Source organism: Brucella tritici (genome assembly GCF_008932285.1).
In the GTDB taxonomy this organism is placed as follows: Bacteria; Pseudomonadota; Alphaproteobacteria; order Rhizobiales; family Rhizobiaceae; genus Brucella; species Brucella tritici.
On record NZ_WBVY01000002.1, the window covers coordinates 310,262 to 324,867 of the forward strand.

Consider the following 14,606-nt stretch of genomic DNA (forward strand, 5'->3'; position numbering starts at 1 on the left):
GCTTATCCAGCTCCAATCGTTGCCATTTCAATATCCTTCTGAGGCTCAAAAGCCATACTTCACGAAGGATCTCTTTGCAGAGGGCAGACCAATTCGTTGGGTTTTGCATTTCAGCCCCAAGCTGCTTGACCGCTTCAATCGGAGAAAACGCGAGGTCACGCGGAAATGGAACCTCGACGAGACTTATGTAAAGGTCAAAGGCGCGTGGTTTTATCTGTATCGCGCCATCGACAACTATGGCGATACGGTCGAGTTCTACTTCACCGCAAACCGAGATCTCCAGGCTGCGAAGCGCTTTCTGCGCAAGGCCCTAGCTCGCCATGGCAAGCCGGAGCGGATCACCATTGACGGCAGTCAGACCAACCGCATGGCCATCATGCAGTGCGATGCGAACCGGTTGCGGCATGCCGGAGGGCCCATCGCTATCCGATCCAGCAAATACATGAACAATGCCATCGAGCAGGATCACCGTCGTGTCAAGCGCCGGATCCGGCCGATGCTCGGCTTCAAATCCGAAGCCGCCGCCAGGATCACGCTTGCCGGTATCGAACTGGTTCATATGATGCGCAAGCAGCAGGGCGTCTTTGCAACAGCAAAAGCGCCCTCGCTCAAACGGCAATTCGCCGAACTCGTAGCATAACTGCGTCCAGCGATAAGCCAGTCTCCGTCCCAACCGAATTTTTGCAACAGAACCTGGCGGCGATAGTGAAGCTGGTGTTCTTCGGTCATGCACCGTGCCTATCATCCACCCCCACACATTTCCGTTAAGGCGACGCTACCGCTTCAGCTAAGAACGATATTGTGCCGCAAGTGCTCTCAAGGCTTTCGTGAAGAGGCTGACGTCGATACCAACGCCAACAAAGTTAGCACCGGCCGTCTTGCAGTTCTGGATGAGCGAAGTGTCGGCCGAAAGCACGCCCGCAATGCGTCCGGCGGCTCGTATACGGCGCAATGCATCCAGCACTGCCTCGCGTACTGGTGGTGCTGAAACATTGCCCAGATAACCCATGTCGGCGGCCAGGTCCGATGGACCGATGAAAATACCGTCAACACCTTCGAGAGCCAGAATGTCGTCGAGAGTGTCGAGGCCGTGCATGCTTTCTACCTGCAGAAGGACGAGTACTTCATCATTTGCCGTGGCAAGATAGTCCGTGATCTCGCCGAACTTTGATGCACGCGCCAGCGCAGATCCAACTCCGCGGACACCTTTGGGTGGATAATGTGCGGCGCGGATGCAGCGCTCCGCCTGTTCAGCAGTTTCGATCATGGGGATAAGCAGATTCTGAGCGCCAATATCGAGTGCCTGTTTGACGCGTGTTGGATCATCATTTGGCAGACGCACAACCGCAGCGCTTTCCTTACCGTCAAGTATAGCAAGCTGTGCCATGATTGACCGAATATCGTTCGGCGCATGTTCACCGTCGATTAGCAGCCAATCGAAACCGGCAGTGGCTGCCATTTCTGTTGCGTATGGATCAGCAAACCCAAGCCAGATGCCATGCAGACATTCTCCTGCCTTGAGACGATGTTTGAAATGATTGGAAGGTGCGGGCATCTGGAAACCTCAGAATTTCAAAGAAACACTACCAAAGGAGCCAAAGTCGGCTTCAAAGACACTGCCAAAAGGAGCCTCTATCGGACGGATGAATGAGCCGGAGAGAAGTATCTGTCCCGCTTCTATTCCCTGCTCATATTGAGCCAGCCGATGAACCAACCACAATATGCCGGTCACCGGATCATTCAGCACGCCGGCTCCGAGCCCGGTTTCTTCTACAATACCGTCGCGCTTCACAATTGCTCCGATCCAGCGCAGATCGAAAGCGTCGATAGTATGCCGTTCCTTGCCCAATACAATACCTGCATTCGCGGCATTGTCGCTGATCGTGTCAGTGATAATACGCGTCTTTCCTGACGCTGGGTCCGCGCGAAAAATGCGGGTGTCGAGAATTTCGAGGCTGGGGGTTACGAATTCTGTCGCCGCCAGCACGTCCTTGTGCGTAACATGCCGGCCCTTGAGAGGTGCATTCATAATGAAGGCAATCTCAGCTTCGATGCGCGGTTGAATGAAACGTCCGGCCGGGATTTGTGCGCCGTCATCGAAAAGCATATCATCGAGAAGTACGCCAGAATCCGGGGTCGTGATGTTGAGCGCCTGCTGCATGGCGCGCGAGGTCAGACCTATCTTCCAACCGATCACTTTTTGTCCGACCGAACGTTTACGATCGATGAGGGCAGCCTGGATCGTATAAGCGCCTTCAAGGTCGAGGTGCGGATAACGCTGAGACAGCAGGCCGATCTGGTGGCCACTGATCTCTGCCTCAAGGAGGGCGTCTACAGCTTCCTGAATCTCTTGCGGGTTCATTCGTCTGCCACTCCGTTACGCAGCAGGCCGATGCCTTCCGCTTCGATTTCAACGATATCTCCGGGACGCAGCCAGACTGGTGGATCGAACCTTGCACCTGCTCCGGTAGGGGTGCCTGTCACAATGATGTCGCCTGGCGACAGCTCGGTGAAAGTCGAGATGTAAGCGATCTGACGGGCAATTGGAAACAGCATCCGGCTGGTACGGTCCTGCTGGCGCACTTCGCCATTGACGCGCGTCACGAGGCCGATGTCGAGTATTTGCGTCGCATCGGTGAAGGGGACAAGCCATGGCCCCATACTGCCGGACGACTGCCAGTTTTTGCCTTGCGTCACGTTGAACTTGGCGTGGCGCGTCCAGTCGCGAATGGTGCCCTCGTTGCATAAAGTAAGACCCGATATGTGGCTGAGCGCTTCATTCTGTGGAATGCGACGGCCTGGCTTGCCGATGACGATCGCGATCTCGCCCTCATAGTCGAGTTGTTCGCTTTCTGTAGGGCGAATCAAAGCTGAATTGTGGCCGGTGAAGCTACTGGCAAAGCGGGGAAACAGCGACATATTCGCGGGCGCGGCCTGCCCGTCCTTATATTCGGCATTACGGTCGGGGAAGTTTACGCCGACGCAGATGATCTTGCCGGGATCCGGAACCGGGATTTGTAATGTATAAGTGCCATCGGTGTGGCTGGGTAGACGGGATTGTGCGGCCTCGAGAACCTGTTGAATAGCATCGGCAGCTATTACGTTGCGCAGAGTCGCCCACTGCGGAAACTCTTCGGACAGCGCGAGCACTCCGGCATCGACAGTTGCCCCCCAATAGTTTCGGCCATCTGCCGTGAATGTGACGAGGTTCAATTTCCACTCCTGAAATTTGCCCGAAGCGCGGTGCCATGCTGACCTACAGAATTTCGATGCAGCCCAGTTCAAGCTTCAAAGCTAATAAATTTAACTTGATATATAACATGTTATATGCTTTGTGAATAGTCATCGCTTGCAGAGTTTTGGCGGGGCGGACTTCATCTTGGTGTTGACATTGCCAACTACCGCAAGGCTCATGCCAGAATTCAACATTGGGAGGACGGAAATGCTCAAATCAATTCAAAAGCTTGCCTTTGGTGTAGTGACTGTTTTTGCTGTTGTAGGCAGTGCAAATGCACAGAAGGGAGATACCGTCGGCGCCATCAAAGCACGAGGACAGCTCAACTGCGGTGTTTCCACTGGAGTTCAAACCGGCATGAGTACGCTTGATGCCAACGGTAAATGGGCCGGTTTCGAGGTGGATTTTTGCCGCGGCGTAGCAGCGGCCATTCTTGGTGATCCCGACAAGGTCAAATATGTTCCCCTCGAGATCAAAACGGCGTTCACTACATTGCAATCAGGAGGCATTGATCTTCTGGCGCGCACTGCCACGGAGACTTTCCTTCGCAATGTCGAGATGAACCTCACCTGGGCCGGCACCTATCTGTATGATTCCCAGGGCTTCCTTGCACGCAAGTCGCTCGGCGTGAATAGCGCTCTGGAGCTCGACGGTGCTTCGATCTGCGTTTCAGCGGGATCCAACTACGAGCAGAACCTGTCTGACTATTTCCGCAATAACAAGCTTTCCTTCACACCGGTCGCAGCCAATTCGCGCGATCAGAACGAGAAGAACTTGATTGAAGGACGTTGCGATGTCTACGCCAATGTACTCAGCGCGCTTGCCGCGGCACGCACCAAGATGCCGAATCCTGATGAATGGGTCGTATTGCCGGAAATGATCTCCATGGAACCCATTGGACCGGTTGTACGTCAGGACGACTATCGCTTCCGTGATGTAGTGGTGTGGGTGCTCAATGCCCCGATTGCTGCCGAGGAATATGGTGTCACTTCAAAAAACACAGTTGAAATGCGTGACGCGTCGCCTGCACCGGAAGTGCAGCGTCTGCTCGGCAAGACCGGCGATTTCGGTGCTAAACTTGGCCTCGACAATGACTGGGCGCTGAACACTATTCAGGCTGTCGGCAACTATGGTGAGATGTTTTCCCGTCATCTGGGCGATGAAAGCCCAGTCAAGCTGGAGCGTCGCTTGAACGGACTTTGGAAGGACGGCGGGTTGATGCACACTCCGCTGATCCGTTGACGTTTCTATAATTTCTGTCGCGGGCGGCGGCGGTCGCCCGTACACGGCTCTTCCGCTTTGCAAGAGAGCGCCTTTGAGTTCTTTTAAAGGGATTTAAATATGTCGGGACAGTCGACATCCTTAGCGACTGGCTATAGCGGCGTTTTCACAAGCGTTGCCTTGCGGCGTTGGCTGGTGCAACTTCTGATTGTCGCTGCGTTGGTGGCCGCTGGTTACGTGGCGTTCAGTAATCTAAATAGCAATCTGGCTCAGCGTGGCTTGTCGTTGGGTTTCGACTTCCTCCGCCAAGAGGCGGGTTTCGAGATTTCCTTCTCGCTGATCCCATTTTCGGCCAGCGACAACTATATGCGGGTTTTCCTCGTCGGGCTGACCAATACACTGCTGGTCACGATACTAACCATCATATTATCAACTATTCTTGGTTTCGTTGTCGGTGTCGCGCGTCTGTCTTCGACCTGGGCACTATCAAAGACGGCTATTCTCTATGTGGAAATCGTCCGCAATCTGCCACAGCTTCTGCATATCATGCTGTGGTACAATGTTGCGCTGCGTAATATGCCCGTACCTAAGAATGCCGTCGGTCTGCTCGATGTGGTCTATCTGACCAATCGGGGTATCTACATCCCCGCAATTCACTCCGACCGGCCGTTGTTATGGGTCGTCAGCGTACTTTTTGCGATTGCATCGTCCATCGCCCTCTATGTATCGATTACGCGCCGCTCTGACGCCATAGGCCGGCCGCTAAATGCATGGCTGCCGTCCCTGGCTGCACTAGTGCTTTTGCCAGTTGCTGTCGCATTCGTTTCGGGGAGCACTCTTTCCATCGATATGCCGCAACTGAAGGGTTTCAATTTCATCGGCGGATGGGTTTTCGTGCCGGAACTAAGCGCACTGGTTTTCGCGATGGCCATATATAATGCGGCATTTATTGCCGAATTGGTGCGGGCTTCTATCGAGGCTGTTAGCCGCGGCCAGAGAGAGGCATCGGCAGCTATCGGCTTCAACTGGGCGCAAACATTGCGTTACGTCATCATCCCGCAAGCTCTTCGGGTTCTGATACCGCCACTCGGAAACCAGTACCTAAACATTTTGAAGGGCTCGTCACTTGCCGTGGCGATCGGATTCCCCGATCTGGTCAGCGTGTTCACGGGCATCACCATGAACCAGACTGGCCGCGCGATTGAGATCGTGATGATGACTATGGGAACCTATTTGTTGATCGGCCTGGTGATCACGGTTCTCCTGAATGTCTTCAACTATATGACCCGGATTGTGGAACGATGAGCGCTGTGCAATCTCCCATCATCGCCAAGGAACTATCCCCCACTGGCAGGATACTTGATTTTGCAAGAACGAAATTGTGGCCTACCCCACAGGCGCTGATCATTAACCTCGTGGTTATGGTCGTGTTGGTAGCTATTGTGGTCAACATTGTGCCCTGGGCCTTGTTCAATGCCACATGGGCAGGCACCAGCCGTGCCGACTGCGTGACAGGGGGGGCCTGCTGGGCCTTCGTGCATGAACGCTGGCCGCAATTCATTTACGGCTTCTATCCTGAAGAAGAGCGCTATCGTGTGAACATTGTTTTCGCGACACTCACCGCCGGTATTGCCGCTCTTCTTGTTCCAGCCATACCAGGCAAGCGCTGGATCGGCTCGTTCATGATACTGGTCTACCCGTTCTTCTGCCTTGGGTTACTGCTTGGTGGTTTCGTTGGTCTCCCCCTCGTGCCTACGGACCGCTGGGGCGGGCTGCTTCTCACTCTCGTATTGGCTGTTTCGGGCATCACATTGTCATTACCGATGGGGGCCGCGCTGGCACTTGGCAGGCGAAGCGAAATGCCTATCGTGCGCTGGCTGTGCATTGGTTTCATCGAATTCTGCCGGGGCGTGCCGTTCGTCACGGTTCTGTTCATGGCTATCGTGATGCTGCCCTTCTTCCTGCCAACCGGCATGAAGCCAAACGCGCTGGCACTCGCCGTCGCAGGCATCATCTTTTACGAGGCCGCTTATATGGGCGAAGTTGTTCGCGGGGGACTGCAAGCTATTCAGAAGGGGCAATATGAGGCGGCCAAGGCCATCGGTCTCGGGTTCTGGCGCATGATGATCTACATCATCCTGCCGCAGGCGGTGGGCAAGGTCATCCCAGGCATTATGAACACCACCATTTCGCTCTTGAAGAATACCACGTTGGTTATGGTCGTCGGGTTGTTTGACCTGCTCAACATCGTCAACGCCGGTGCTTCGGACCCAAAGTGGTCCGGCTCGCAGACCGAAGGGTATTTCGTTGTTGGGTTGGTGTTCTGGCTCATGAGCTTTTCGCTGTCGCTATACAGCCGCAGCATCGAAACCAGATTGAAGAAGGCGGATCAACGATGACCGGCAAAGCTTCGCAGCAAACTCCTTTGCTCAACCTGCACGACGTCAGCAAATGGTATGGAAAATTTCAGGTGTTGAACGGGATCAATCTGGAAGTTACCGCTGGCGAGAAGATTGTCGTCTGTGGACCTTCCGGCTCAGGAAAATCGACAATTATCCGTTGCGTCAACGGTCTGGAAGGTTACCAACACGGTGAAATCCGCGTGGGCAACGATCTGGTTCGGCAGGACAGCTCTGGGATCGAAAAGATCCGTCAACGTGTCGGGATGGTGTTTCAGTCTTTCAATCTGTTTCCGCACATGACCGTTCTTGAGAACCTGACGTTGGGTCCGATCAAGCTGCGCCACAAACGCAAGGCGGATGCCGAGGCCGCAGCGCTTGATCTTCTGAAGCGCGTTCATATCGTCGAGCATGCACATAAATACCCAAACCAGCTATCCGGCGGACAACAACAACGCGTGGCTATTGCACGCGCCGTTGCGATGGAGCCTGAGATCATGCTCTTCGACGAGCCGACCTCGGCGCTGGATCCAGAGATGGTGAAGGAAGTGCTCGATGTCATGACTGAACTCGCCCAGACCGGCATGACCATGGTTTGCGTGACTCATGAAATGGGCTTCGCCCGTGCTGTTGCGGACAGAGTAGTCTTCGTGTGTGAGGGGCGAATTACCGAAGTAGCTCCACCTGACGTCTTCTTCACCGCGCCGCAGACCGAGAGAGCCCGGCAATTCCTCCAACAGATCATTCACTGAATGCCGTCCACGGCCAATCCAAAGAGTGTCCGATATGACAACCCTTCCACTAACCGAATTCCCCTATCGCCTGAGACTTCCGGGCCCCACAGCCATCCCCGAAGCGGTGCGGATGGCGGGTTCGCGTCCGATCATCAATCATCGCGGTGCAGAAATGCGCGTCATCCTGGGCCAGGTTCAGACGATGCTGCGTCCGCTTTTCGGAACGACGCAGCCGGTGATCCTGCAATCCAGTTCCGGCACTGGTGCGATGGAGACAGCCCTCGTCAATATTCTGGCGCCCGGCGAGAAGGTTCTTGCTTGTGTCAATGGTCAGTTTAGCGAACGTTTTGCCAAGATTGCGAGCACCCTTGGGGCCGAGGTCGATGTACTCGACATTGAATGGGGCAAAGCACCAGATCCGGAAGAAGTGCGTCAACATCTGACTGGTGGCAATTATCGCGCCGTTCTCGTTGTGCATAATGAAAGTGCGACTGGTGCATTGGCGGACCTGCGTGCTCTTGGCGAAATTACCGCCAAATTGTCAACACTTCTCGTGGTCGACAGCGTCAGTGGAATTGGCGGCGTAGAAATGCGTCAGGATGAGTGGGGCGTTGACGTCGTGGCTACCGGCTCGCAGAAAGCGCTGATGTGCCCCCCCGGCCTTGGGCTGATCAGTCTGAGCGCAAAAGCGCGCGCTATCGTTGACAGAGATGATCGCTGCCCCCGTTTCTACTGGGATCTGCGAAAGGCGCTGGCGGTTGTTGAGCAAAACGAGACTGCCTTTACCGCTGCGGTTTCGCTCGTGCAGAGCTTGCATGCTGCATTAAGCTTGATTCATGAAGAAGGTATTGAGCGAGTTTATGCGCGTCACCTTCGACTGTCGCAAGCCATGCGTGCCGGTTTCGTCGCACTGGGATTGGAAGCCTTTGGGGACCCTTCATGTCACTCGCCTACCGTCGTGGTGGGTGGATTGCCGGAAACCATCAAGGGTGGCGACGTAGTCAAACACATGCTGGAAACTTATAACACGGCCATCGCCAGCGCCCGCAACAAGCTCCAGGGTCGGGTCATCCGTATCGGTACCATGGGAGCCTTTTCCATTGGCGATGTGGTGACGGATCTGCTTTATCTTGGCCGATCATTACAGGCGCTTGGTCACGCCTGCGACCCGGACGCCGCGGTCGCGGCTGCTCTTTCCGCTAATTGCTGAATATGAGAGGACATCCCGAACATGCCCCACATCTGGGTTGAATACTCCGCTAACATCGAAAAAGAAATCAATGTTCCGCAGTTGCTTGAAGCCGTGCAGGACGCGCTGATTGATGATGGTAGCATTTTTCCATTCGCGGGAGCGCGTACACGCGGTGTTCGCGTCGACAACTATCTGGTTGTCGACGGTCATCCCGACAATGCTTTTGTGCATGTATTGCTGCGTGTTGCGTCAGGAAGAAGCGAAGCGGACCGAAAAGCTGCAGGCGAAAGAGTCTTCGCGAAAGTGAAGGACAATCTCGCGGCTCTCATGACGAGCAGACCGCTAGGTCTTTCGGTGCAAATGGAAGAAAGCGACGGGACGGTCAATCTTAAGACCAGCAACTATCGCGACTACCTCAGGATGCGCGCGGCGAGCTGAATGCAGGCAGCGTGGCCATTCAGGTCCAGGAGATACAAAAACGCAGGCTTCCAACCTGCGTTTTCATTTGGAATGTGCAGCGGATAATTGTTTGGAGCAAAGCTGCGTTTACTCCATGAGACCGGTTTCAGTCTCCTCCATATCCGGGAGAATGTTGAAACTGTTCATCGTGGTCTCTAGCTCTGCCAGCATGGTTTGAAGCTGCTGTAACCGTTCGTGTCCATATGCTTCCGCGATCCGTTCATAAATTTGAACGGACTGCGGCGCATGCTGGCGGATCAGTTCTTGTCCCTTGTCGGTAAGTGACAATACGCTTCGTCGCTGGTCTTCTTTATCAGTGCGGCGCGTGATGTGCCCGGATGTTTCCAGTGTACGCAGGATTCGTGACAGGCTCGGGCCGAGCAGGAAGGTCAGACGGACGAGATCGTTGACGTCGGCTTCACCAGACGAGCTGATTGCCCTGATAACGCGCCATTGTTGTTCAGTAACGTGATGTTCGCGTAGTGAATTCCGAAAATGGCGCATCACCGCTTCCCGGGCACGCAAGAGATGCATTGGAAGCGACATGGAGAATTCACGTAAATCACGTTCAGGAGCGTGACGATTGCCCCCATGCGCCTCTCCTGCCGATCCAGAGTCGTTTTGCTTCCCTTTCATCGATTGGCGCTCCGTTCATATTTTTAGCTCTTAGAAGCTGGATGCTTCTCAATCCCTTTTTTGTCTGAAGCCAAAAACTATCGAACGGTGCGCTCGATCCTGAGAAAGGCTTACATCACAATAATATCGACACATCTCCAATTTATCAATTCTATTCAATAAGTTGAGAAGAATTATTGTGTATTAGGAGTGCTCTCTTCATGTTCGTTCTCACTAATAACAGTTTCAGCGATTGCGCTTTGGACTTGTCCAGTCAAATCAGCCGCTGGAAATCCGATAATCGCCTGCAAGTGGGTTTTGTCGCAAACTTTTCACTTCTGTTGAGTTAAATGCCTCTGTTGCCTGTATTTTAGCGAGGTGCGAACGAATGACTGTCGATTTCAAAGGGGCTCATTTTCCCAAAAGCGCAATCCTTTATGCCGTATTCTTCTACCTTCGCTACCCTGGCTCCTATCGTGACCTTCAGGAAATTATGGCTGAGCGTGGCGTCGATATTGATCATGCAACATTGAACCGTTGGGTCGTTCGATGCGCGCCACAGATTGCAGATCATGCACAGAAGCGTAAGCGGCCAACGCTTGGTTCATGGCGGGTTGACGAGACTTATATAAAGGTCAAAGGGAAATGGACCTATCTGTATAGAGCCGTAGATCGTGATGGCCAAACTCTTGACTTCATGCTCTCTGAGCGCCGGGCCCTCGGCGCGGCAAGGCGTTTCTTTAAGAAAGCCATCGCAAGCAATGGTGTTCCTGACAAAATCGTCATTGATAAGAGCGGAGCGAACCTGGCTGGTGCACAGGCTGTAAACACGATCCTGAAAATCACCGGAACGGGCAAGTTGATGGAAATCCTGCAGGTCAAATATCTGAACAATATTCTTGAGCAGGATCATCGATTCATTAAGCGGATCACCAAGCACATGTTAGGCTTCAAAGCATTTCATTCAGCTGCAGCTACCATTGCCGGCATTGAAGTGGCGCATATGATCCGCAAAAACCAATTCGCAAATGACAAAGGTTCGCCATTCAAAGTCTTTGTGGAGCTCGCGGCATAATTGCGTCCAGGGATAAGACCGATCTTAACCGGCTGAAATATTTGCGACATAACCCTCAATCAACGCGGCTCGACCGAAGTCCTGCAGGCTGATTTCAGAATACCTGCTGAAACTACACGCGTCCACGAGCCCCTTCCTCCTGTGAATATCGGCGACTACCCACAATCCTCCGAGGTTACGCCCACTGATAAGGCCGGCTCAAGTAACGCCTTGATTGCCTCCCATGTCACGGTTGACGGGGACGCTGCCGACGGAGATGACCTGATCCAAGGTGGACCCGACGCTGATTGGCTATGGGGTGGCGGTGGTGATGATATACTCCTGGGTGGTGATGGCGATGACTATCTTGACGGCGGAACCGGCAACGACTTTTTGGATGGCGGGGCGGGCCGCGACTTGCTGAACGATGGCGTTGGCGACGATGTACTCCTTGGTGGCGATGGGGGTGATGTCCTGTACAGTTATGATGGTGATGACTATCTCGATGGCGGCAACGGAAACGACCGGCTTGCCAGCTTTGGAGGCAATGACATCATTCGTGGCGGTGACGATTGGATCGATGCCTCCCGAGACTGTTTCGTTGATGGTGGTGCCGGCTACGACGTACTCGCGATGGAGTTTGGCAATTCGGAGACCCCGATCGTTTTTGATGCTGCGAGCGGGGCGACCGCGGCTGGACTCACCTTCATCAATATTGAAGGCATCTCCGCTCATTTGGCCGGCGATCAGGACAACCTGCTTCTTGGTTCCGATGCAAACGAGGCATTCTTTTCGTCATCCTCTGGCAATGACGTGCTTGACGGTGGAAGCGGAAACGATACGCTCGTTGATCAGGGCATTTTGGAGGGTAGTGGAGACGATCGCCTCTTTAGCGGTGAGGGCAACGACAGGCTTCAGAACGACGGCGGGGGCGGTTCGGATGAGCTCACTGGCGGTCCCGGTGCAGATACCTTCTCCTGGTTCCTGATTCCACCATCTGGCGAAGGCGTTGACCATATTCTCGACTTTGACGGTGCAAGCGGCGACAGAATCGAGTTTTCCGAAATAGCGCAAGGGGTTACAGGAATAGACGACTTTGACGCCTTCCTTGCAGCGTCACGCGACGTGGAAGACGGTGTTTACATCTCCTTCAATGGCACTGGCGATTTCGGAATCCTGGTTGAGAATGTGTCACTTGCCGACTTGTCGTCCAGTGACATTGTCTTTGATGTTGGCGGTGCGTAATGAAACAGTAAGCGCCGTTGCCGACCTATCACCCTTTGGGGGCTCTCTTGTAAAAAATCGGGTTGGTTAGAAAGGCGCTGGTTTCCACTCCACACGTCAATAATATGGCAACCTGCACTCATTCCGTGAACACTACCATGACGCCAGGTTTGACGATTTTCGCGAGTTCTTCTGCATCCCAATTTGTAAGACGCACGCAGCCATGGCTCGATGTTTTGCCGATGCGCGAGGGATCAGGGGTGCCATGAATGCCATAAGTGGGTTTGGAAAGTGCAATCCAAACCGTTCCGACAGGACCGTTTGGTCCTGGCGGAATGGTTAGAACGCCTTCATTGGCTCCCTGTTTGAAATTGATCCTGGGATTGTATGTATAATTGGGATTGATCGCTATTCGTTTGACCTGGACCGTGCCTGAAGGGGAAGGGGTGTCCGAAGAGCCGATAGTGGACGGGTAGGCTACCTTCAGCTTTCCAGCTGTATCATAGCCACGAACCTGTTTGCGGCGTTTGTCTGCCACGATATGGGCAATTGGTGTGCGTTTGGCTTTGGCCAGATTGGGGACTTTGATGATCGAACCCGGCTGATTGAAATTAACGCCAGGATTGATCTCTTTGAGAAAACTCTCATCGATTTGAAATCGCTCGCCAAGCATCTCCGTAACCGAGGTATAAGCCATTGCTGGCAATTGGGCCTTTAAGGCATAGTCGGTCGGTATTTCCGCTACAAATTGCTTGCCGACATCCTCATTGGTGATGAGGTAATCCCTGAAAGCTGGTCCGCCGGTGTTTTCAAGCTCAGCCTGAATTGCAGCCGGATCAGCCGGATTGATAAATCTGCCAGTGATTTCCCCAAAAGCTGCAGAAGCCTTGTCGACGTTACTGCCTGAGCGTCCGTCAATTGCACCAGGCGAAGCGCCTGCCCTGTCCAGCATGATCTGATACGAGGCAATCTGTTCCTTGGCTCCGACGCCACTTGGCATTTCAATAGCAGGCGCTAGATCGTCGGCGGATGGGGTATAGTTCGATGAGACTTCCTTTTCTGTTTGTTGCGCACGATTGATGCTGCCGGTGGTCATTTGGTCCAGTTCGGCATTGGTCGGTGCAGCTGATCCCACTGACGCGGGCGGTCGAATTTCTTTTATCTGCAAAAGCAGTCCGTTGATCGGACGCAGATTGGCGGAGAAGGGCGAGGAATAGCGTTGGTTCTGTTCAAAGGATCGTTGCGCTATCTCATGTTCAAGAAACAGCGTCGCTGCTTTGCCCGAACCGACAAGCAGGCCGGAAAATACAACAATACTCAAGGTGAATTTGGATAAAGAAGCGAAGTGCGACATATCGTAAGCCTGATTGAACTCGATAAGTATTCGCCGGATTATGGTTAAATAATCGTTGCGGTCATTTTACGAGTCAAGAAACAGGATTGAACCTAAACCGAGAGCTCTCGCTTGGTGTTGCTACGATCATCTGGAACTTCGGCTGATACCCCGTCTTATTGGCATGTCAGCTATGCGAAACTGACGCTTCTGTCCCAGACAGCGCGGACCTATATGCTGTTTGCAACAAAGAGAGAATTTTGAGGAGAGAGAAATGAACCTGATCCGCTCGTACAACAACTGGCGCCGTTACCGTAACACCGTCAACGAACTGAGCCGCCTGAATGCACGTGAACTGAACGATCTGGGCATCATGGCTTCGGAAATTCCATCAATTGCCCGTCAGGCTGTTCACCGCTAATAATTTCTGATTATCGCTAAGGCAGTTCCTCCCAATTCCTAGGCGATCTAAGACCAGACGTTTTCCTCCCAGGGTCTGGTCTTCCCTTAGACACCCGTCGCTCCTTTTGCGGCGGGTGTTTTAATTTGGGGAGTAAGACACATGCCAAAGACCCAGCTTTTCTGATTAAATGCCATAAGGAGGGACCAACCAAAAGAATGAGTAATAATTACATGTTCTCATCCGTTTTGGCGTATAGGTTGGCGTGAGCTCGATCAGTGGTGGCTTGTGACTGCACAAATGCATTCATGGTGTTTGTAAATCATATGCAAAGGCAAAAGCCGACAGATCAGCATGTATTTCAGTTACATTGGCGCCAATTGACCGCAGTTCGATGCGATCGTCCGTGTAGGCGCGAACATCAATGATCGCCTTACCGGTGGTAAAGGCGTCAAAGGAAGCCGCAATAAGCTGACCTCCGCTGTCATTCAGGGCGTGCATTGCCTTGTGGAGTGACTCGGCCTGAGCGGAATCCAAAATCATGATGCGACTCCATCTGGGTATTGGCAGTCAGCATAATCCTGCCCGTGACGCTTAGTGGTCGTCATGCACTAATCCAGACCAAAAGTTGTGCGAAACGGTAATCCTCACTCTTGGCCTTATTAGAGAGCCTTTGGAAGGAGAGAACAAAGGCTTCGAATTTTCATCATCGAAAGGCAAACAGATGACTTACACGTGGA

The 14,606-nt window shown here is 53.3% G+C and carries 15 protein-coding genes and 1 pseudogene; 10 read left to right on the forward strand and 6 right to left on the reverse strand.

All coding sequences use genetic code 11. The annotated features are described in order from the left end of the window. Positions 1-94: 94 nt before the first annotated feature. Positions 95-640 (forward strand): annotated as a pseudogene (locus F9K94_RS06935) (IS6 family transposase); the annotation flags it as partial. A gap of 147 nt (positions 641-787) precedes the next feature. On the opposite strand, the gene F9K94_RS06940 reads toward F9K94_RS06935, so the two are convergent. The 3 genes from F9K94_RS06940 to F9K94_RS06950 are packed head-to-tail and all read right to left on the reverse strand — an operon-like array spanning position 788 to position 3,213. Beyond that, positions 788-1,555, reverse strand: a complete 768-nt coding sequence (locus F9K94_RS06940) for an aldolase/citrate lyase family protein (protein ID WP_151644454.1) — start codon at positions 1,553-1,555, stop codon at positions 788-790. 9 nt (positions 1,556-1,564) lie between these two features. Next, entirely contained in the window at positions 1,565-2,362 is a 798-nt protein-coding gene (hpaH, locus tag F9K94_RS06945) for a 2-oxo-hept-4-ene-1,7-dioate hydratase (protein WP_151644456.1), read from the reverse strand. Beyond that, on the reverse strand, positions 2,359-3,213 hold the full coding sequence (locus tag F9K94_RS06950) for a fumarylacetoacetate hydrolase family protein (RefSeq protein WP_151644458.1): 855 nt from the start codon (positions 3,211-3,213) through the stop codon (positions 2,359-2,361). Before F9K94_RS06950 ends, hpaH begins: the two co-directional genes overlap by 4 nt. A gap of 229 nt (positions 3,214-3,442) precedes the next feature. Between F9K94_RS06950 and F9K94_RS06955 the strand changes: the two genes are divergently transcribed. The 6 genes from F9K94_RS06955 to F9K94_RS06980 all read left to right on the forward strand — a co-directional run bounded on the left by F9K94_RS06955 (position 3,443) and on the right by F9K94_RS06980 (position 9,219). Further along, on the forward strand, positions 3,443-4,477 hold the full coding sequence (locus F9K94_RS06955; RefSeq protein WP_151644460.1) for an amino acid ABC transporter substrate-binding protein: 1,035 nt from the start codon (positions 3,443-3,445) through the stop codon (positions 4,475-4,477). A 99-nt stretch (positions 4,478-4,576) separates the two neighbouring features. After that, positions 4,577-5,761 (forward strand): amino acid ABC transporter permease, encoded by a 1,185-nt coding sequence (locus F9K94_RS06960; RefSeq protein ID WP_151644462.1) that lies wholly within the window; start codon positions 4,577-4,579, stop codon positions 5,759-5,761. Beyond that, positions 5,758-6,855, forward strand: a complete 1,098-nt coding sequence (locus F9K94_RS06965) for an amino acid ABC transporter permease (RefSeq protein WP_151644464.1) — start codon at positions 5,758-5,760, stop codon at positions 6,853-6,855. Before F9K94_RS06960 ends, F9K94_RS06965 begins: the two co-directional genes overlap by 4 nt. Continuing rightward, entirely contained in the window at positions 6,852-7,607 is a 756-nt protein-coding gene (locus tag F9K94_RS06970; RefSeq protein ID WP_151644466.1) for an amino acid ABC transporter ATP-binding protein, read from the forward strand. Before F9K94_RS06965 ends, F9K94_RS06970 begins: the two co-directional genes overlap by 4 nt. A gap of 34 nt (positions 7,608-7,641) precedes the next feature. Next, positions 7,642-8,799: a pyridoxal-phosphate-dependent aminotransferase family protein gene (locus F9K94_RS06975; RefSeq protein ID WP_151644468.1), complete on the forward strand. Its 1,158-nt coding sequence runs from the start codon at positions 7,642-7,644 to the stop codon at positions 8,797-8,799. Positions 8,800-8,820: 21 nt separating this feature from the next. Next, complete coding sequence (locus F9K94_RS06980) at positions 8,821-9,219, forward strand: 5-carboxymethyl-2-hydroxymuconate Delta-isomerase (protein ID WP_151644471.1); 399 nt, start codon at positions 8,821-8,823, stop codon at positions 9,217-9,219. A gap of 108 nt (positions 9,220-9,327) precedes the next feature. On the opposite strand, the gene hpaR is transcribed toward F9K94_RS06980, so the two are convergent. Beyond that, positions 9,328-9,876 (reverse strand): homoprotocatechuate degradation operon regulator HpaR, encoded by a 549-nt coding sequence (hpaR, locus tag F9K94_RS06985; RefSeq protein ID WP_151644473.1) that lies wholly within the window; start codon positions 9,874-9,876, stop codon positions 9,328-9,330. A gap of 367 nt (positions 9,877-10,243) precedes the next feature. Between hpaR and F9K94_RS06990 the strand changes: the two genes are divergently transcribed. After that, on the forward strand, positions 10,244-10,930 hold the full coding sequence (locus tag F9K94_RS06990; protein WP_151644475.1) for an IS6 family transposase: 687 nt from the start codon (positions 10,244-10,246) through the stop codon (positions 10,928-10,930). 141 nt (positions 10,931-11,071) lie between these two features. Then, complete coding sequence (locus tag F9K94_RS24860) at positions 11,072-12,154, forward strand: calcium-binding protein (RefSeq protein WP_151644477.1); 1,083 nt, start codon at positions 11,072-11,074, stop codon at positions 12,152-12,154. A gap of 118 nt (positions 12,155-12,272) precedes the next feature. Here F9K94_RS24860 and F9K94_RS07000 read toward each other — a convergent pair whose 3' ends face one another. Next, positions 12,273-13,487, reverse strand: coding sequence for a L,D-transpeptidase (locus tag F9K94_RS07000; RefSeq protein WP_235920582.1), 1,215 nt, complete (start codon positions 13,485-13,487; stop codon positions 12,273-12,275). A gap of 253 nt (positions 13,488-13,740) precedes the next feature. Between F9K94_RS07000 and F9K94_RS07005 the strand changes: the two genes are divergently transcribed. After that, on the forward strand, positions 13,741-13,887 hold the full coding sequence (locus F9K94_RS07005; RefSeq protein WP_081104565.1) for a DUF1127 domain-containing protein: 147 nt from the start codon (positions 13,741-13,743) through the stop codon (positions 13,885-13,887). A gap of 285 nt (positions 13,888-14,172) precedes the next feature. Here the strand turns inward: F9K94_RS07005 and F9K94_RS07010 are convergent, their stop codons facing one another. After that, positions 14,173-14,409, reverse strand: coding sequence for a hypothetical protein (locus F9K94_RS07010; RefSeq protein WP_151644479.1), 237 nt, complete (start codon positions 14,407-14,409; stop codon positions 14,173-14,175). Positions 14,410-14,606 lie beyond the last annotated feature (197 nt).

Coding starts and splice junctions, on each gene's coding strand:
- F9K94_RS06940 (WP_151644454.1), bottom strand. CDS start 1,555: ATGCCCGCACCTTCCAATCATTTCAAACATCGTCTCAAGGCAGGAGAA.
- hpaH (WP_151644456.1), bottom strand. CDS start 2,362: ATGAACCCGCAAGAGATTCAGGAAGCTGTAGACGCCCTCCTTGAGGCA.
- F9K94_RS06955 (WP_151644460.1), top strand. CDS start 3,443: ATGCTCAAATCAATTCAAAAGCTTGCCTTTGGTGTAGTGACTGTTTTT.
- F9K94_RS06960 (WP_151644462.1), top strand. CDS start 4,577: ATGTCGGGACAGTCGACATCCTTAGCGACTGGCTATAGCGGCGTTTTC.
- F9K94_RS06965 (WP_151644464.1), top strand. CDS start 5,758: ATGAGCGCTGTGCAATCTCCCATCATCGCCAAGGAACTATCCCCCACT.
- F9K94_RS06970 (WP_151644466.1), top strand. CDS start 6,852: ATGACCGGCAAAGCTTCGCAGCAAACTCCTTTGCTCAACCTGCACGAC.
- F9K94_RS06975 (WP_151644468.1), top strand. CDS start 7,642: ATGACAACCCTTCCACTAACCGAATTCCCCTATCGCCTGAGACTTCCG.
- F9K94_RS06980 (WP_151644471.1), top strand. CDS start 8,821: ATGCCCCACATCTGGGTTGAATACTCCGCTAACATCGAAAAAGAAATC.
- hpaR (WP_151644473.1), bottom strand. CDS start 9,876: ATGAAAGGGAAGCAAAACGACTCTGGATCGGCAGGAGAGGCGCATGGG.
- F9K94_RS06990 (WP_151644475.1), top strand. CDS start 10,244: ATGACTGTCGATTTCAAAGGGGCTCATTTTCCCAAAAGCGCAATCCTT.
- F9K94_RS07000 (WP_235920582.1), bottom strand. CDS start 13,487: ATGTCGCACTTCGCTTCTTTATCCAAATTCACCTTGAGTATTGTTGTA.
- F9K94_RS07005 (WP_081104565.1), top strand. CDS start 13,741: ATGAACCTGATCCGCTCGTACAACAACTGGCGCCGTTACCGTAACACC.
- F9K94_RS07010 (WP_151644479.1), bottom strand. CDS start 14,409: ATGATTTTGGATTCCGCTCAGGCCGAGTCACTCCACAAGGCAATGCAC.